The organism is Sphingomonas sp. NIC1 (genome assembly GCF_001638925.1).
Classification (GTDB): domain Bacteria; phylum Pseudomonadota; class Alphaproteobacteria; order Sphingomonadales; family Sphingomonadaceae; genus Sphingomonas; species Sphingomonas aquatilis.
In genome coordinates, this window is record NZ_CP015521.1 from 1994812 (window position 1) to 2011659 (window position 16848).

The following is a 16848-nucleotide window of genomic DNA, read 5'->3' on the forward strand; positions in this document are numbered from 1 at the left end:
GTACGCTCGGGCTATGGAGTACGCATCCTCCTATGATCCGATCACGGCCGGGGCGTTTGCCCAGTTCGGCTTCCCCGAACACCTCAAATGCGAATTGGTCCACGGCATCATCCGCAGACGTAACGACCGCACTCCCGCCCAAGCGAAGATCAGCAGCAACGTCCTGACGTACTTGCACAGCAAGCTTCGTGGGACCGACCGTCGGCCTTACGGTTTCGACACAGGCGTCCGTGTCACGGATACCGACGTCCGCTACCCGGATGTCAGCGTCTGTTACGACAGCTCCGCTACTCACTGTCGTGAGGTGCCGCGCGTCCTCACTAACCCGATCGTTATAATCGAAGTCTGTTCAGGCTCGACCGGCCGCTTCGACGAAACCGCGAAACTCGGCCAGTATCGCCACCTGCCGTCGCTCGACACGATCGTCTTCGTCGATCCCGAAGCGGAAACGGCCCGCGTCGTCCAGCGCCTCGGCCCCCAGTCATGGCGTGACGACCTGTTCGCCCAGCCCCACGACGTCATGCTGCCGGCGCTCGACCTGACCATCCCGCACACCGAAATCTTCGCCCGGGACTGACACCGCAACCCCATCGCCGCCCGCTCGTTACGCCGGCCATGAACCACGACGCGACCCGCACCGACATTCCCGCTGACGGTGCCATCCTCGGCTACGGCCCGATGCTGCCGCTGGTCGCTGCCGGGATCGGCGCATGGCTGCTGCCGCCGCCCTGGCCCTTCTGGGCGACGCATCTCGGGATCATCTGGGGCGCTTTGATCCTCGCCTTCATCGCCGGGGTGCGGCGCGGCTTCGGCTTCGGCAATCCGGGGGCGTCGAAGCCGGTCGAGATCGCGACCTGCATCGCCTATTTTACGCTCGCCGGTCTGGCGCTGGTCGTCGAACAGGCGTCGACGGCGCTGCTCCTGCTGTTCGTCGGCTATGTCGCCGCGGGCTTTCTCGATCGCCGCGCCGCGATCGCCGGCAACGCACCCGCTTATTTCGCAGCGCTGCGGCTGCGCCAGTTGCTGATCGGCGCGGCGGGGATCGCTGCGCTGTTCGCCCGGGCCGTCATCGCCTGACGGCCCGGCGCGCCGCTTACTTCTGCATCGCCTCGATCAGTTTCTTGACGTCCTGGCTGCGACCGCGCGGCACGATCATCACGTCGTTGCCGCACGCCACCACGATCAGATCGCTGACGCCCACCGCCGAGATGCGGACGCCGTCTGATCGGATCAGGCAATTGTTCGTGTCGATCGCCAGCACCTCGCCGCGGTGGTGGTTGCCCCGCTCGTCGCACGGGCTGATCGCGAGCAGCGCGTCCCAGCTACCGACGTCGCTCCAACCCATCGCCACCGGCACCACCGCGACGCGATCGGCGCGTTCCATCACCGCATAGTCGATCGAATCCGACGGCGACGCCCCGAACGCCTCCGCATCCGGATAAATCCGCACGCCCTCGCGTCGGGCCTGCCGCATCGCCGTCTGCGCGGCGGTCAGGATCGCCGGGGCATGCGCCGCCAGCGCGCCCAGGAACATGTCGGCGCGGAACAGGAAGATGCCGCCGTTCCACACATGGTCGCCCGCCGCCAGCATCGCCTCGGCACGGTCGCGCGGCGGCTTTTCGACGAAGCGCGCGACGCGATGCACGCCTTCGGCCAGTGGGTCGCCCACCTGGATCCAGCCATAGCCGGTTTCGGGCGCATCGGGCGCGATCCCGAACGTCACCAGCCAGCCATCCGCGACCATCGGCATCGCGGCGTCCACCGCGGCACGGAATGCCTCGACATCGGCGATGACGTGATCGGACGGCATGACGAGCAGCGCGTCCTCTGCCCCCGCCGCCAGCGCCGCCAGCGCGATCGCGGGCGCGGTGTTGCGGCCGACCGGTTCCAGGATCACCGCCTGCGGCTTAGCGTCGGCGGCGGCGAGCTGTTCGTCGATCGCATCGGCATGCCGCGCATTGGCCACGACGATCGGCGCCGCAAACGCCTCGCCATGCGCCCGTCGTGCGGTCAGCTGTAGCATCGTCTCGTCCGCCGTCAGCGGCAGCAGCTGCTTGGGCGTTTCTGGGCTCGACATGGGCCACAGCCGGGTGCCCGATCCTCCGGAGAGGATCACAGGGACGATCGTCATAAAGGTCAGGAAGCTCCCAGCCGTCTCCTTCCTGAATTAGGAAGGGACCGGAAACGTAACGATAATCCTCGCCGCTTGTTCAAGCTTTCTTCGTATTTTTCTGCGACCCCGCTGACAGCCTGTCGGAAAAGCTTACAGGACGGCGTCGGAGGAGCCGGGCATGATCCGCCTGTTCAAGCATTACGTGCCGCATGTCGTGCTGCTGCTCGGCCTGGTCGACGCGCTGTTGCTGGTGCTGGCCGGCGAACTGGGCTGGGTGCTGCGGGCCTATCAGATCGGCATGCATGTCGATCCGATCACGACGCGCCTGCCGCAATTGCTGTCCTTCGCCTTCGCCTTGCAGGTCGCACTGATCGCGGTCGGCGCCTATGGCGTCGCCTCGCTCCTGTCGCTCCGCTTCGCGGCGGCACGGCTGGCGGTGGCGCTGCTCATCGGCGTATCGTGCCTGTCGATTCTGTTCTTCCTGATCCCGCCGCTCGCGCTGTGGCGATCGAACCTCGCCTATGCGACGCTGATCGCGGCGGTGTTGCTCGTAATCGTACGCGGCGTCGTCGGGCGTCTCGTGGGGGGAGACCTGCTCAAGCGGCGCATCCTCGTGCTCGGCGCGGGCGCGCAGGCGAACCGGATCCGCGAACTGGCGCAGCAGCCCGGCGCCAACGTCATCGTCGCCGGCTTCATCGCGATGCGCGATGGCGAGACGGTGGTGCCCGACGCGATTCCGCGCGGCGCCATTCCCAATCTCGCCGCGCACGTCCTCGACCATCAGGTCGCCGAGGTGGTGCTGGCGCTGGAGGAACGCCGCAACGCGCTGCCGTTGCAGGACCTGCTGCGCGTCCGCACCACGGGCGTCGCCGTTACCAATATCTCCAGCTTCCTCGAGCGCGAGACGGGGCGGATCGATCTCCGCTCGGTCAATCCGTCGTGGCTGATCTTTTCGGACGGTTTTGCCTCGGGCCGCATGGTGTCGAGTGCCTTCAAACGCGCCTTCGACGTCATCGCCAGTTTGGTGCTGCTCGCCTTCACGCTGCCGATCATCCTGCTGACCGCGGTGGCGATCCGCCTCGAATCGAAGGGGCCCGCCTTCTACCGCCAGCGCCGCGTCGGCCTGTACAACCAGGGCTTCGACATTCTGAAGTTGCGCTCGATGCGTCAGGATGCCGAGGTGCCGGGGCACGCGGTCTGGGCGGAGAAGGACGATCCCCGCATCACCCGCATCGGCCGCATCATTCGCAAGGTGCGGATCGACGAATTGCCGCAGGCCTGGTCGGTGCTGAAGGGCGAGATGAGCTTCGTCGGCCCGCGCCCCGAACGCCCGCAGTTCGTCGCGCAGCTGGAACAGCAGCTGCCTTATTATGCCGAGCGACACATGGTGAAGCCCGGCATCACCGGCTGGGCGCAGATCAACTATCCCTATGGTGCGTCGATCGAGGATGCGCGCCACAAGCTCGAATACGATCTCTATTATGCCAAGAATTATTCGCCGTTCCTTGACCTGTTGATCCTGTTGCAGACGTTGCGCGTGATCCTGTGGCCGTCGGGCGCGCGCTAGCGTCATGGTGATGCTGATCCTCTGGGGGCATGCGCTCGCCGCGCTTGGTTTTGCGGCATTGACGCTCGCCTGGTCGCGTCGGGCGACGGCGGTCGGCCTGCACAGTCGCATGCTGGTCGCGGCGCTGGCGGTGACGGCGTTGTGGGCGCTGGCGGTGGCGGGGATCGGCGAAGCCGACCTCGTCACGCGCGTCGTACAGTCGTTGCGCAACCTCATCTGGCTCGCGGCGATGCTGGTGCTGGTCCGGCGGACCGGCGCCGGCGTGGCGGCGGTGTATGCGCTCTACGCGGCGACCGCGACGGTCAGCGCGCTGGCGATCGGGTGCGCGTTGCTCGAAACGCTGCCGTTCGCGGCGACGACGCTGGCGACGCTCGCCGACCTGCGGCTGATCGCGCGCATGCTGGCGGCGGTCGGCGGGCTGATCCTCGTCCACCAGCTCGCCTTCGTGGGGCGCGAGCGGGAACGCGGGCGGATCGTGCTGATCGCGGCGGCGATCGCCACCATCTGGGGCCTCGACCTGCTCGTCGCGGCGGCAGACTGGGGCTGGGGCGCGTCGCCCGCCGTGGTGGTGATCCGCGGCTTCGCGCTGACCGTCGCCACCGTGTTCCTCGCCGTGCCGTTGCAGGCCGACCGGCGCGGCCTGTCGCTGTCGCACGACGTCGCGATGCGGCTGTTCGTCGCGACCGCGATCGCCGCCTATGTCGGCGCGACATTGCTCGCGACGCAGGTCGCCGGCCGCTATGCGGGCGATGCCGCGCGCGTGGCGCAGACTGCCATCGTGCTCGGCGCGACCACCGCGCTGATGACCTTGCTGTCGACCCCCTGGCTGCGCGCCTGGACCAAGGTGAAGGTCGCCAAGCATTTCTTCGACCACCGCTATGACTATCGCGCCGAATGGCAGCGCTTCACCGCGACTTTGGGGTCGCCGGGCGAGGGCGCCGACCCGCTCGACCGCCGCATCGTCCGTGCGATGGCGGAGCTGACCGGATCGCCTGCCGGCCTGCTGCTGATCCCCGCCGGCATGGCCCTTGAGGCAGGCGCAGCCTGGCACTGGCCCGAACATCCGCCCGAAGTGGCAGCGGGCGACACTGCGCTCTTCGCCTATCTGGCCGCGACCGGCCGCATCGTCGCGCTCGACCAGGTTCGCCGCGGCGACGCACCGGAGGGTGAGGGCGCGGCGGTGCCGGCATGGATGGGTACGCAGGACGAGGCCTGGGCGCTCGTGCCCCTGTTGCACGGCACCAGCCTGATCGGGGCGATCCTGCTGGCCCGCCCGGCGGTGGACCGCGCGCTCGACTGGGAGGACCTCGATCTGTTGCGCGTCGCCGGGCGGCAGGCGGCGAGCTACCTTGCCGAGGATCGCGCGCATGCCGCGCTCGCCGATGCCGCGCGCTTCGACGAATTCAACCGGCGCTTCGCCTTCATCCTCCACGATATCAAGAACATGGTCAGCGGCCTCAGTCTCGTCGCGCGCAATGCGGAGCGGCATGCCGACAATCCCGCCTTCCGCGCCGACATGGTCGAAACCCTCAAGGATTCCGCCGCCCGCATGAACGCGTTGCTCGCCCGCCTGTCGCAGCATCATCGCAGCCTGCCCGAACCGCTACAGCCGGTCGATGTCGCCGCGCTTGCCGCACGCCTGGCCGGCGCCCGCCGCGCGCAGCATGTCATCGAAGTCGCAGGGCAGGGGACGGCGCTCGCGCAGCCCGGGCGGCTCGAACAATTGCTCGGTCACCTGCTCCAGAACGCGGTCGAGGCCTCGCCCGCCGAGGCACCCATCACGATCGCAATCGCGACGGAGGGCGCGCGCGTCGAGATCGACGTGGTCGACCAGGGCTGCGGCATGAGCGCTGCCTTCATCCGCGACCATTTGTTCCGCGCCTTTTCATCGTCCAAGCCCGACGGCTTCGGCCTCGGCGCCTATGAGGCGCGCGAACTGGCGAGCGCGATGGGCGGCACGCTTACCGTCACCAGCCGCGAAGGCGCCGGCACCCGCTTCCGCGTCACGCTGCCGGCTGCGACGGCGCTGGAGGCAGCGGCATGAGCGAGGAGCGGCCCGTCCTGCTCGTCGTCGAGGACGACCTCGCGCTGCAACGCCAGTTGCGCTGGGCCTATGAAGGCTATGAGATCGTCACCGCCGCCACCCGGGCCGAGGCGATCGACGCGCTGCGCCTGCACGAACCCGCCGTCGTCACGCTCGACCTCGGCCTGCCGCCCGATCCCGACGGCACCAGCGAAGGCTTTGCGACGCTGGCGGAGATGCTGGCGCTGAAGCCCGACACCAAGATCATCGTCGCCTCCGGCCATGGCGCGCGCGCGAGTGCGCTGGACGCCATCGCGCTGGGGGCCTGGGATTTTTACGCCAAGCCGATCGACATCGACGCGCTGGGCCTGATCGTCGCGCGCGCCTTTCACGTCCACGGGCTCGAGGCGGAAAACCGCCGCCTCGCCGCGCGGGATAGCGGTCACGCAGGATTCGGCGGCCTGATCTACGCCTCGGATGCGATGGCGAAGGTGGTGCGCACCGTCGAACGCGTCGCGCCGGCCGACGTCTCGGTCATGCTGCTCGGCGCCAGCGGCACCGGCAAGGAATTGCTGGCGCGCGGGCTGCATCAGGCCTCGCCGCGGCGCGCCGGAGCCTTCGTCGCGATCAATTGCGCCGCCATCCCCGAAACCCTGCTCGAAAGCGAATTGTTCGGCCACGAAAAGGGCGCGTTCACCGGCGCGGTGAAGACGACGCCCGGCAAGATCGAACAGGCCGCCGGCGGCACCCTGTTCCTCGACGAAATCGGCGACGTGCCGCTGCCGCTCCAGGTCAAGTTGCTTCGGTTTCTGCAAGAGCGTGTCATCGAACGTATCGGCGGACGCAAACCGATCCCCGTCGATACGCGCATCGTCTGCGCGACGCATCGCGACGTCGATGCGATGGTCGCCGACGGCAGCTTCCGCGACGACCTCTATTACCGCCTCGCCGAGATCGTCGTGCGCATCCCGGCGCTCGCCGAACGGCCGGGCGATGCCGCGCTGCTCGCCCGCGCGCTCGTCCACCGCCATGCCGCGGCGATGAAGCTGCCGGTCACCGGCCTCGCCCCCGATGCACTCGCCGCGATCGAGGCATGGGGCTGGCCCGGCAACGTTCGCGAGCTCGAAAACCGCATCAAGCGCGCGGTCATCATGGCGGACGGCAAGCTCGTCACTGCCGCCGACCTCGATCTCGTCGCCACGTCCGACGACGGCCTGCCGCTCAACCTGCGCACCGCGCGCGAAGCGGCCGACCGGCAGGCGATCCGCCAGGCGCTGGCGCAGGCGGGCGGCAACATCTCCGGCGCGTCGCGGTTGCTCGGCATCAGTCGCCCGACGCTGTACGACCTTCTGAAGAGCTACGACCTGCATGGCTGATCCGCGCTATCCGATGCTGCGCCGTCGCCGGCGGCGGCGCGGGATGCGGCTCAGGCTGCCGGCGTTCACCCGCGCCCGCGCAGTCGCGCTCGGGGTCCTCCTCCTCGTGCTGATCGCCGCCGCCGCATTCGCGCTGCGCCCGCATGCCCGCCCCGCACCGGCCCAGGCGCTCGCCGATGCACGCACCGCCTTCGGGCTCGGCAATTTCAGCGCCGCACGCAACCACGCGCTCGCCGCGCTGGCCGGCGACCCCGCGTCTCGCCCCGCAATGCTGCTGCTCGCCCGCAGCTATCTGCGGCTGGGCGAGGGCGCCGCGGCGGAGGGCACGCTGGCGCGCGCCGGCAAGCTCGGCGAACCGACCGCGGCGCTCGCCGGCCTGCAGGCGCAGGCGCGGCTGTTGCAGGGCGATCCACAGGGCGCGCTCGACCGCGCCGATCAGGCCGCGGCGAACGATGGCGATGCGGTCCGCGCCCGCGCACGCGCCACCGCGCTCGGCGGCGATGCCGGTGAGGGCGCGCGCCTGCTGACCGACTGGATCGCCGCGCACCCCGATGACGCGCTGGCGATGATGGACTTCGGCCACATCCGCCTCGATGCCGGCGAACTCACCGGCGCCACGCAGGCGGCGGCGCGCGCGGTGCGGCTCGCCCCCGGCGATCCCGGCCCGCTGACCTTGCAGGCGGAGGTGGTGCGCACCCGCTATGGCCTCACCGCCGCATTGCCCTGGTTCGAAGCGGCGTTGCAGCGTGATGCCTATTACACGCCCGCGCTGATCGGCTATGCCGCGACGCTGGGCGAGCTGGGGCGCAACGCCGACCTGCTCGACGCCGCCCGCGCGGCGCTCGCCGCCCGGCCGGGCCATCCGCAGGCGCTGTATCTGCAAGCGGCCCTCGCCGCGCGCGCGGGCAAACCGGGCCTCGCCCGCGCGATGCTCTACCATGCCGGCGGCGCGCTCGCCGCCACGCCGGGGGCGATGCTGCTCGACGGCGGCGCCGATCTCCAGGCCGGCCGGTACGAGGGCGCGACCGGCACCTGGCGCCGGCTCGCCGAGGCACAGCCTGCCAATCTGGTCGTCCGCCGCCTGCTCGGCGACGCGATGCTGCGCGCGGGCGATCCCGCTGGCGCACTCGACTGGCTGGGCCCCGCGATCCAGCGCCGCGACGCCGACGCCTATACGCTGACGCTCGCCGCCCGCGCCTATGAAGCGCGCGGCGACCGCCTGACCGCAGGGCAATTGCTCGACCGTGCGGCGCGCGGCGCCACCGACAGCGCCGGCGGCTTCGCCAGCGACGACACTGTCGGCACGCTGCGCGCCGCGGCGGCAGGCGATCCCGGCGACCCGCATGCGCTGATCGAGGTGATCCGCGGCCAGCTCTCCGCGGGCGACACCGCGGGCGCCATCGCCCAGGCGCGCGTGCTGGTCGCGCAAAGCCCCGGCGCGCCGCCCGCTCAGCTCGCGCTCGGCGATACGCTCGCCGCCGCGGGCCGCTATGCAGAAGCCGCGCCCGTTTATGCCCGCGCCGCCAGCCTGTCGTTCGACGAGGCGACGATGCTGCGACTGGTCGACGCCTGGGGTCGCGCGGGCCGCCCCGAACAGGCGGCGGCGGCGCTGTCGCTGTTCCTCGAACAGAATCCGCAAAACCTGACCGCGCAAGGCCTGCGCGGCCGCCTCCAGATCGAAAATGGCGAAGCCGATGCCGGTATCGAGACGCTGGAGGCGGTGCGCCGTATCGCCGGCAACCGCGACGCCGCGCTGCTCGCCGATCTCGCGCGCGGCTATGCCGCCACCGACGACGGCGCCATCGCCCGCCGCTACGCCCGCGCGGCCTATGCGCTGTCGCCGATGAACCCCGGCGTGTGCGACGCCTATGCGCTCGCCCTTGCCGCGGACGGCGACCTTGCCGGCGCGCGCCAGCTCGCGACCAAGGCGTTGGCGCTCGCCCCCGGCGACCCGCGCATCGCCGCGCATGCCCGAGCGCTCACACGCTGATCGCTTGCGCGCTGATCGCTCGCCCGCTGACCGCTTGCGCGCGGCGGACGGCCAAGCCATGACGCACGCCATGGCCGATCCCGCCACCGACCCGCTGCTGCGTATCGCCGCGGCCCTCGACCGCCTGTCGCCGCCGCCGCCGCCGGGCGCCGACCCGGCCGCGCATCCCGCGTATGTCTGGCGGGGGGACGTGCTGGTCGCCGCCCGCGCCTTCGCGCCGCTGCTGCCCGAATTGCTGGTCGGTATCGACAAGCAGAAGACCGCGCTGATCGAGAATTTACGCCGCCTCGCGGCCGGCGCCGCGGCGCAGGACGTGCTGCTGTGGGGCGCGCGCGGCACGGGCAAGTCGGCGTTGGTCAAGGCCGCGGTCGGCGCGGTGCAGGCCGAGGGCGGCGCCATCGCGTTGGTCGAGGTCGCGGCGCTCGACACGCTGCCGCAGCTGTTCGCGAGGCTGGCCGCCGTGCCGCGCGCCTTCGCGCTGTTCCTCGACGACCTCGGCGTCGAAGCGCCTGCGGAGGGCCGCATCCTGCGCTCGCTGCTCGAAGGCGGCGCAGAGGCGCGCCCGGCCAACGTCCGCCTGCTCGTCACCGCCAACCGCCGCCACCTGATGCCGCGCGACATCGAGGAGCAGAGCAGCGCGATCAACCCGCGCGACAGCATCGACGACCAGCTCGCGCTCGCAGACCGCTTTGGCCTCAGCCTCGGCTTCCACGCGCTCGACCAGGACGGCTATTGCGCGATCGTCGCCGGCTATGCCGCCCGCTACGACCTGCCCTTCGACGCGGCCGAGGCGATCAACTGGGCCACCCGCCGCGGCAGTCGCTCGGGCCGCGTGGCATGGCAATATGTCACCGAAGTCGCCGGCCGCTTGGGGCGCAGCCTGCCCTAATCCGAAGACCGACGCCCCCCTCCTTCGTCATCCCGGCGAACGCCGGGATCCATGGACACGGTGAAGCAGGCGAGGGCCCGCGACCTATGAATCGCCCGCAACCATGGATCCCGGCCTCCGCCGGGATGACGAAGGGGGTAGGCGAACCGTCCGCCCGCCACACACAAGCCCCGTCATTCCCGCCTACAGCTCCCTCTCCCTCCGGGAGAGGGAAGGGGCCCGCCGCTTTAGCGGTGGGAAGGGTGAGGGTGGGTGCGGGACGGTCAGCGACGGCCACCAGCCGTCCCGCACCCGCCCTCACCTGTCGCCGGCTGCGCCGTCTCTTCCTCTCCCGCCGGGAGAGGACTTTACCCCATCCCCTCGACCTGCTCCGCCAGCTCCAGCCAGCGCATCTCCGCCGCGTCCTTCTCGGCCAGCGCCGCCTCGATCGCCGCGCTCAGCGCCGCGAAGCGTTTCGGATCGCGCGTGTAGAGCGCCGGGTCCGCCATCGCCGCCTCGTCGCGTGCGATCGCCGCATCGAGCGCCTCGATCCGGCTGGGCAGCTGATCGTAATCGCGCTGGTCCTTGTAGCTGAGCTTCGTCTTCGCCTGCACCGGCGCCGCCGCGACCGGCTTGGGCGCGGCCTTCTTCGCCGCCGGGACCGGGCTCTTCCGCTGCCGCTCCCAATCCTCGTAGCCCCCCGCGACCACGTCGACCGTCCCCGATCCGTCGAGGCCAAGCGTGACCGTCACCGTGCGATCCAGGAAGTCGCGATCGTGGCTGACGATCAGCACCGTCCCCGCATAATCGGCGATCACCTCCTGCAACAGGTCGAGCGTCTCGAGGTCGAGGTCGTTAGTCGGCTCGTCGAGCACCAACAGGTTCGATTCGCGCGCAAACTCGCGCGCCAGCAGCAGGCGTGACCGCTCGCCGCCCGACAGCGTCCCCACCTTCGCCTCGGCCAGCGACGGATCGAACAGGAACTCCTTCAGATAGCCGTGGATGTGCTTCCTCACCCCCAGCACGTCGATCCAGTCGCCACCGTCGGCCAGCACCTCGCGCACCGTCTTGGTCGGCGCCATCAGGCTGCGCTGCTGGTCGATGACGATGCCGTCCAGCGTCTTGGCGAGCTTCACCTCGCCCTCGTCGGGCGCCATTTCGCCGGTCAGCAGCTTCAGCAGCGTCGTCTTGCCCGCCCCGTTGCGGCCGACGATGCCGATCCGGTCGCCGCGCGTGACGCGCAGGGTGAGGTCCTTGATTATCGCACGCTCACCGAAGCTCTTCGACGCATGCTTCACGTCGATCACGACCTTGGTCTTGCTGTCGTCCGCCGCGGTCGCGAGGTTCGCCGCCCCCTGCGGCCCGATCATCGCCGCGCGTTCGGCACGCATCTCTTTCAGCTTCGCAAGCCGCCCCTGGTTGCGTCGCCGCCGCCCGGTGACGCCGCGTTGCAGCCAATGCTCCTCGATCTTCAGCTTGGCATCGAGCCGCTGCGCGTTGCGCTCTTCCTCGGCATAGACCTGCTCGGTCCACGCCTCGAACCCGCCGAAGCCGATTTCGGCGCGGCGGATCGACCCGCGATCCATCCACAGCGTCTGCCTAGTCAGGCGCGTCAGGAAGGTGCGGTCGTGGCTGATGACGACGAACGCGCCCTTGAACCGGCCCAGCCAGTCCTCCAGCCAGTCGATCGCGGCGATGTCGAGGTGGTTGGTCGGCTCGTCGAGCAGCAGCACGTCGGGGTCCTGCGCCAGTGCGCGCACGATCGCCGCGCGCCGCCGCTCGCCGCCCGACGCGGACGCCGCCTCGCGGCCAAGGTCGATGCCCAATTGGTCGGCGATCGCCTCCGCTTCATGGCGTAAGGGCGCATCGTCGCCGCGCAGCACGTAATCGGCCAGGGTGGCGCAGCCCGCCAGGCTCGGCTCCTGCTCCAGCAGCACCACGCGCGTGCCCGGTACGATCACGCGCCGCCCCTCGTCGGCGTCGATCGCGCCCGCGATCAGCTTCAGCAGCGTCGTCTTGCCAGCGCCGTTGCGCCCGATCAGCGCCAGCCGGTCGCGTGCGCCGATATGGATGTCGAGGTGGCGGAACAGCCAGCCGTGGCCCTGGATAACGCCAAGGTCTTCGTAAGCGAGAATGGGGGCAGCCATGATGCGCCCGCAGGTAGGCGGCGGCGAGTGTCCCGGCAAGCGTGGCGACGGGCTTCGTCTGAATGGTATGCAACCGTGTCATTCACAGGGTGTTCAATGCCTCCCGCTTATGCAAGGCGTCATGAAGATGGTTCTGCCCGTGTTGCTCCTTGCCCTGGCCGCGCCGGTGCCCGCGTTCGCGCAGGCGCCCGACCAGCGTCGCAGCGACCAGGAACGCGCCTATGACGCCCGCCGCAAGGGCGAGATGCTGTCGCCCCGCGCGATCGAGGCGAGGGTGATCCCGACGATGAAGGGCTATGAATATCTGGGCTTCGACCTCGATTTCGGCAGCTCGGTTTACACGCTCAAGTTCATGCGCGATGGCGTCGTGGTATGGGTCGATGTCGATGGCCGCTCGGGCCAGATCATCGGCCGGACCGGAAGATAAAGAGGGACTGACATGCGCGTTCTGATCGTCGAGGACGAGCCGAATCTCGGGACACAGCTCAAGAATACGCTCGAAGGCGCGGGCTATGCCATCGATCTCGCCACCGATGGCGAAGAGGGGCATTTCCTAGGCTCCACCGAGAATTACGACGCGATCGTCCTCGACCTAGGCCTGCCCGAAATCGACGGCCTGACCGTGCTCGACCGCTGGCGCAAGGAAGGCAAGACGATGCCCGTCCTCGTCCTCACCGCGCGTGACAGCTGGTCGGACAAGGTGGCGGGGCTCGATGCCGGCGCCGACGATTACGTCGCCAAGCCGTTCCAGACCGAGGAACTGATCGCGAGGCTTCGCGCGCTGATCCGCCGCGCGTCGGGCAATGCGTCGAGCGAGCTCACCGCCGGCGACGTCCGTCTCGACACGCGTTCGGGCAAGGTGACCAAGGCCGGTGAGCCGGTGAAGCTGACCGCGCAGGAGTATAAGCTGCTCAGCTACCTGCTCCATCACAAGGGCAAGGTGGTCAGCCGCACCGAGCTGATCGAACATATCTACGACCAGGATTTCGATCGCGATTCGAACACGATCGAAGTGTTCGTGACGCGCATCCGCAAGAAGCTGGGCCAGGACGTCATCACCACGATCCGCGGTCTCGGCTACAGCCTCGAAGACCCCGACGCCTGACCGGCGCCGCTTACACCCCGTTCGTGCTGAGCCTGTCGAAGCACGGTGAGTCTCACTGCCCTTCGACAGGCTCAGGGCGAACGGTTTCGTGAAGACGTCTATGGACACCCCCCCGCTCGCCGAATCGCCGCCCAGCAAGCGGGCGAAGACCACCGGATCGCTGTCGCGCCGCATGATCCTGATCGCGGCGGCGTGGATCGGGTTGCTGCTGGTCGGCGGCGGTTTCGCGCTCGATCGCGTGCTGGTCTCCGCCGTCACGCGCAACTTCGACGACCAACTGCAATATGTGCTGCGCTCGCTGCTCGCCTCGTCGGAGATCGGACCCGATGGCGAGGTGCTGTTCGGCCGCGACGCCGCGACCGATCCGCGATTCGTCGAGCCCTATTCAGGCCTGTACTGGCAGGTGTCTGCGCCAGGGGCGCGGGGCAGCAGCGACACGGTCTTCCCCTCGCGCTCGCTGTGGGATCGCCGACTGCAATTTGGCGCCACCCATGATGACCGCAACGTCCATATCTACGACAGCCGTCAGTTCCGTGACGAAAAGCTGCGGATCGTCGAGCGCGACGCACAGCTGCCCGGCTCTCCGATCCATTGGCGCTTCCAGGTCGCACAAAGCCGTGCGGCGCTCGATGCGCAGATCACCGTGCTGCGGCGGACGTTGGTGCGCAGCTTCGCGCTGCTCGGGCTGGGCCTTGTCGTGCTGGCGTGGCTCCAGACCTCCTACGGACTGTGGCCGCTGCGCCGCGTGCGCGAAGAGATCGCCCGGATGCGCGCCGGCCAGTCGAACCGCATCGATACCGCCATGCCCGACGAGGTCGCGCCGATGGTCGAGGAGCTGAACGCGCTCATCGAACATAACGAACGCCAGGCCGAGGAAGCGCGCCGCCACGCGGGCAACCTCGCCCATGCGCTCAAGACGCCGCTGACGGTCATCATGAACGCCGCGACCGCCCAATCGGAAGACCTCGCCGACACGGTGATCCGCGAAGCGCGCACGATGCGGCGCCAGGTCGACCACCATCTCGCCCGCGCCCGCGCGGTCGGCCGCCGCGGTTCCGCGCACAGCCGTGCGGACGTCTGGCCCAGCCTCGAATCAGTCGAGCGCGCGGTGGCACGGCTGTACCGTCACGTCCGCATCGACATCACCGGCCCTAAGGATCTGCAGGTCCATGTCGAACGGCAGGACCTCGACGAAATGCTCGGCAACCTCGTCGAGAACGCGGCGAAGTACGGCGGCGGCAGCGTCTTCGTGACGGTGACGGGGCAGGCGGGCTTCGTCGAACTGATGATCGAGGACGACGGCGTCGGCATCCCCGAAGAAGACCGCATCCGCATCTTCGACCGCGGCGTGCGCCTGGATACGGGCAAGCCCGGCACCGGGCTGGGCCTCGCCATCGTCCGCGACGTCGCCGAAATCTACGGCGGCACCGTCGCGCTGGAGGAAAGCGAGGACCTCGGCGGCCTGCTCGTCCGCCTGCGACTGCCCGCCGCCAACTAAGTCACGGCACCGCCGCCCCAATCCCCCCGTCACCCCGGACTCGTTCCGGGGTCCACTCTGCGGCGAGGGGGGCGCTCGAGCCTCTTGCTTCCCCCAGCGGCCCAGTGGACCCCGGAACAAGTCCGGGGTGACGGAAGGGAAGGGGAAAGGATTGCCGGCACCGGACTGGGCCTCGCCATCGTCCGCGACGTCGCCGAGATTAACGGCGGCACCGTCGCGCTGGAGGAGAGCGAGGACCTCGGCGGCCTCCTCGTCCGCCTGCGACTGCCCGCCGCCAACTGAAGCGCGGCACCGCCGCCCCGCTCGATCCGTCACCCCGGACTCGTTCCGGGGTCCACCGGGCCACAAGGGGAAGGCGAGAGGCGTTAGCCTTTCCCCTCGCCGCAGAGTGGACCCCGGAACGAGTCCGGGGTGACGGCGGGAAGGGGGAAAGGATTGCCGCCCCCACACCTCCACCGCTAACGCGCGCCCAATGCCCGCCTTCCGCCCGATCCTCGCCGGTGCCCAGTTCGGCGACCGCCTCCGCGCCGGCCTTGGCGCCGCCTGCGGCATCCTGATCACCGGCCTGATCGCCGCGCTCGCCACCCATGCGGGCGTATCGCCCCTGCTCGTCGCCCCGATCGGCGCGAGCGCGGTGCTCGTGTTCGCCGTCCCCGCCAGCCCGCTCGCGCAGCCCTGGTCGGTGATCGGCGGCAACACCGTCTCGGGCCTGTGGGCGCTGCTGGTGGTCGCGCTCGTGCCGCACACGGCGCTCGCCGCCGCAATCGCGGTCGGCGGCGCGATCGTCGTCATGTCGCTGGCGCGCTGCCTGCATCCGCCCGGCGGCGCGGTGGCCCTGAGCGTCGTGCTGCTGACCGCCGCGCACACGCCGGCCAGCCTGTGGTTTCCACTCTCGCCGGTCGCGCTCGATTCGGCGCTGCTCGTGCTCGCGGGCCTCGCCTTCCATCGCGTGTCCGGCCATGCCTATCCGCACCGCGTCGCGCCGGTGCCGGCGTCACCCTTCACCGATGGCGACATCGACGCCGCGCTCGCCGACATGCACGAGACGTTCGACATCGCGCGCGAAGACCTCGACGCGCTGCTCGCCCGCGCCGCGCACCACGCGCGGGTCAGGCAGGCACCGCCAGCCCGCTCAACACCTCGGCGGTGATCGCGAGGCTCCGCTTGCGCGCCTCGTGATCGTAGATCGCGCTCGCCACCATCACCTCATCGACGCCTGTCCGCTCGAGGAACGCCGCGGTCTGGCGCGCCACCGTCTCGGGCGATCCCACCGCCGAACATTGCAGCACATGGTCGAGGATCCCCGACCCCTGCGGCCCCAGCGACGCGCGATAGCCCGCGACCGGCGGCGGCAGCTGGCGCGGATTGCCGGTGCGCAGCGCGACGAACGACTGCTGCTGCGAACTCGCCAGCAGCTCGGCTTCCCCATCGGTGTCGGCGGCGAAGACGTTGAACCCCGCCATCGCATACGGCCGGTCGAGCTGCGCCGAGGGGCGGAAATCGCGCCGATAGATCGCCAGCGCCGCATCCAGCGCATCGGGCGCGAAGTGCGAGGCGAAGGCATAGGGCAGCCCCAGCGCCGCCGCGAGCTGCGCCCCGAAGGTGCTCGACCCCAAAATCCACAGCGGCACGTTCGCGCCCGCGCCCGGCGTCGCAGCAATGCCGGTGCGCCCGTCGTCCGCGAGATAGCTCTGCAATTCCATCACGTCGCGCGGGAAGGCATTGGGGTCGCTGTCCAGCGTCCGCCGCATCGCCTGCGCGACGCGCTGGTCCGATCCCGGCGCGCGGCCCAGGCCCAGGTCGATCCGCCCAGGGAACAGCGCGTCGAGCGTCCCGAACTGTTCGGCGATGATCAGCGGCGCATGGTTGGGCAGCATGATCCCGCCCGCACCGACGCGGATCGTATTGGTCGCCGCGGCGACATGGCCGATAACCACGGCGGTCGCCGCGCTTGCGATGCCGCGCATGCCGTGGTGTTCGGCGACCCAATAGCGCTGGAAGCCCAGCATCTCGGCGTGGCGCGCCAGGTCGGCGGCACGGCTGAGCGATTGCGAGACGGTGCCGCCTTCGACGACGGGCACCAGATCGAGCAGGGAAAAGCGTGTCATGTCACGAATATGGTTATGCGAGTGATCGCTCGCAATCATAGAGTGGCTTGTCC

Annotated in this window: 15 protein-coding genes; 12 read left to right on the top strand and 3 right to left on the bottom strand. The window is 69.9% G+C overall.

What is annotated here, in order from left to right:
- The first annotated feature begins 13 nt into the window (after nucleotides 1–13).
- Both A7E77_RS09575 and A7E77_RS09580 read left to right on the top strand, forming a co-directional pair.
- Nucleotides 14–577 carry a Uma2 family endonuclease gene (locus tag A7E77_RS09575; RefSeq protein WP_063687530.1) on the top strand — a complete coding sequence of 188 codons (564 nt, stop codon included), beginning with the start codon at nucleotides 14–16 and terminating at the stop codon, nucleotides 575–577.
- Nucleotides 578–615: 38 nt separating this feature from the next.
- Nucleotides 616–1077: a DUF3429 domain-containing protein gene (locus tag A7E77_RS09580; protein WP_063687532.1), complete on the top strand. Its 462-nt coding sequence runs from the start codon at nucleotides 616–618 to the stop codon at nucleotides 1075–1077.
- Between the two features lie 16 nt (nucleotides 1078–1093).
- Here A7E77_RS09580 and A7E77_RS09585 read toward each other — a convergent pair whose 3' ends face one another.
- The gene (locus A7E77_RS09585) at nucleotides 1094–2077 is read right to left on the bottom strand and encodes a mannose-1-phosphate guanylyltransferase (protein ID WP_063687534.1); all 984 of its coding nucleotides are present in this window, start codon (nucleotides 2075–2077) and stop codon (nucleotides 1094–1096) included.
- Nucleotides 2078–2291: 214 nt separating this feature from the next.
- On the opposite strand from A7E77_RS09585, the gene A7E77_RS09590 reads away from it, so the two are divergent.
- From A7E77_RS09590 to A7E77_RS09610, 5 genes are all read left to right on the top strand, one after another.
- Nucleotides 2292–3680 (top strand): TIGR03013 family XrtA/PEP-CTERM system glycosyltransferase, encoded by a 1389-nt coding sequence (locus A7E77_RS09590; protein ID WP_063687536.1) that lies wholly within the window; start codon nucleotides 2292–2294, stop codon nucleotides 3678–3680.
- A gap of 10 nt (nucleotides 3681–3690) precedes the next feature.
- The gene (prsK, locus tag A7E77_RS09595; protein WP_226341704.1) at nucleotides 3691–5724 is read left to right on the top strand and encodes an XrtA/PEP-CTERM system histidine kinase PrsK; all 2034 of its coding nucleotides are present in this window, start codon (nucleotides 3691–3693) and stop codon (nucleotides 5722–5724) included.
- Nucleotides 5721–7079 carry a PEP-CTERM-box response regulator transcription factor gene (prsR, locus tag A7E77_RS09600; protein ID WP_063687540.1) on the top strand — a complete coding sequence of 453 codons (1359 nt, stop codon included), beginning with the start codon at nucleotides 5721–5723 and terminating at the stop codon, nucleotides 7077–7079. The genes prsK and prsR overlap by 4 nt, the downstream gene beginning before the upstream one ends.
- On the top strand, nucleotides 7072–9069 hold the full coding sequence (locus A7E77_RS09605; RefSeq protein ID WP_063687542.1) for a tetratricopeptide repeat protein: 1998 nt from the start codon (nucleotides 7072–7074) through the stop codon (nucleotides 9067–9069). Before prsR ends, A7E77_RS09605 begins: the two co-directional genes overlap by 8 nt.
- Nucleotides 9070–9139: 70 nt before the next feature.
- Entirely contained in the window at nucleotides 9140–9958 is an 819-nt protein-coding gene (locus tag A7E77_RS09610; RefSeq protein ID WP_063689853.1) for a DUF815 domain-containing protein, read from the top strand.
- A gap of 347 nt (nucleotides 9959–10305) precedes the next feature.
- On the opposite strand, the gene A7E77_RS09615 is transcribed toward A7E77_RS09610, so the two are convergent.
- Nucleotides 10306–12084 (bottom strand): ABC-F family ATP-binding cassette domain-containing protein, encoded by a 1779-nt coding sequence (locus A7E77_RS09615; protein WP_063687543.1) that lies wholly within the window; start codon nucleotides 12082–12084, stop codon nucleotides 10306–10308.
- A 121-nt stretch (nucleotides 12085–12205) separates the two neighbouring features.
- Between A7E77_RS09615 and A7E77_RS09620 the strand changes: the two genes are divergently transcribed.
- From A7E77_RS09620 to A7E77_RS09640, 5 genes are all read left to right on the top strand, one after another.
- Nucleotides 12206–12511 carry a hypothetical protein gene (locus A7E77_RS09620; protein WP_286165152.1) on the top strand — a complete coding sequence of 102 codons (306 nt, stop codon included), beginning with the start codon at nucleotides 12206–12208 and terminating at the stop codon, nucleotides 12509–12511.
- 12 nt (nucleotides 12512–12523) lie between these two features.
- Complete coding sequence (locus tag A7E77_RS09625; protein WP_017977544.1) at nucleotides 12524–13189, top strand: response regulator transcription factor; 666 nt, start codon at nucleotides 12524–12526, stop codon at nucleotides 13187–13189.
- A gap of 100 nt (nucleotides 13190–13289) precedes the next feature.
- A complete protein-coding gene (locus A7E77_RS09630; RefSeq protein WP_063687545.1) occupies nucleotides 13290–14687 on the top strand; it encodes an ATP-binding protein in 1398 nt (465 codons plus the stop codon).
- An 84-nt stretch (nucleotides 14688–14771) separates the two neighbouring features.
- A complete protein-coding gene (locus tag A7E77_RS09635; protein ID WP_063687547.1) occupies nucleotides 14772–14969 on the top strand; it encodes an ATP-binding protein in 198 nt (65 codons plus the stop codon).
- A 190-nt stretch (nucleotides 14970–15159) separates the two neighbouring features.
- A complete protein-coding gene (locus tag A7E77_RS09640; RefSeq protein ID WP_063687548.1) occupies nucleotides 15160–15837 on the top strand; it encodes an HPP family protein in 678 nt (225 codons plus the stop codon).
- Here A7E77_RS09640 and A7E77_RS09645 read toward each other — a convergent pair.
- Nucleotides 15797–16795: an LLM class flavin-dependent oxidoreductase gene (locus A7E77_RS09645; protein WP_063687549.1), complete on the bottom strand. Its 999-nt coding sequence runs from the start codon at nucleotides 16793–16795 to the stop codon at nucleotides 15797–15799. The genes A7E77_RS09640 and A7E77_RS09645 overlap by 41 nt on opposite strands.
- Nucleotides 16796–16848: the final 53 nt, after the last annotated feature.

Excerpts from the sequence above, each read along its gene's own strand:
- A7E77_RS09575 (WP_063687530.1), top strand. The coding sequence starts at position 14 with ATGGAGTACGCATCCTCCTATGATCCGATCACGGCCGGGGCGTTTGCC.
- A7E77_RS09580 (WP_063687532.1), top strand. The coding sequence starts at position 616 with ATGAACCACGACGCGACCCGCACCGACATTCCCGCTGACGGTGCCATC.
- A7E77_RS09585 (WP_063687534.1), bottom strand. The coding sequence starts at position 2,077 with ATGTCGAGCCCAGAAACGCCCAAGCAGCTGCTGCCGCTGACGGCGGAC.
- A7E77_RS09590 (WP_063687536.1), top strand. The coding sequence starts at position 2,292 with ATGATCCGCCTGTTCAAGCATTACGTGCCGCATGTCGTGCTGCTGCTC.
- prsK (WP_226341704.1), top strand. The coding sequence starts at position 3,691 with ATGCTGATCCTCTGGGGGCATGCGCTCGCCGCGCTTGGTTTTGCGGCA.
- prsR (WP_063687540.1), top strand. The coding sequence starts at position 5,721 with ATGAGCGAGGAGCGGCCCGTCCTGCTCGTCGTCGAGGACGACCTCGCG.
- A7E77_RS09605 (WP_063687542.1), top strand. The coding sequence starts at position 7,072 with ATGGCTGATCCGCGCTATCCGATGCTGCGCCGTCGCCGGCGGCGGCGC.
- A7E77_RS09610 (WP_063689853.1), top strand. The coding sequence starts at position 9,140 with ATGGCCGATCCCGCCACCGACCCGCTGCTGCGTATCGCCGCGGCCCTC.
- A7E77_RS09615 (WP_063687543.1), bottom strand. The coding sequence starts at position 12,084 with ATGGCTGCCCCCATTCTCGCTTACGAAGACCTTGGCGTTATCCAGGGC.
- A7E77_RS09620 (WP_286165152.1), top strand. The coding sequence starts at position 12,206 with ATGAAGATGGTTCTGCCCGTGTTGCTCCTTGCCCTGGCCGCGCCGGTG.
- A7E77_RS09625 (WP_017977544.1), top strand. The coding sequence starts at position 12,524 with ATGCGCGTTCTGATCGTCGAGGACGAGCCGAATCTCGGGACACAGCTC.
- A7E77_RS09630 (WP_063687545.1), top strand. The coding sequence starts at position 13,290 with ATGGACACCCCCCCGCTCGCCGAATCGCCGCCCAGCAAGCGGGCGAAG.
- A7E77_RS09640 (WP_063687548.1), top strand. The coding sequence starts at position 15,160 with ATGCCCGCCTTCCGCCCGATCCTCGCCGGTGCCCAGTTCGGCGACCGC.
- A7E77_RS09645 (WP_063687549.1), bottom strand. The coding sequence starts at position 16,795 with ATGACACGCTTTTCCCTGCTCGATCTGGTGCCCGTCGTCGAAGGCGGC.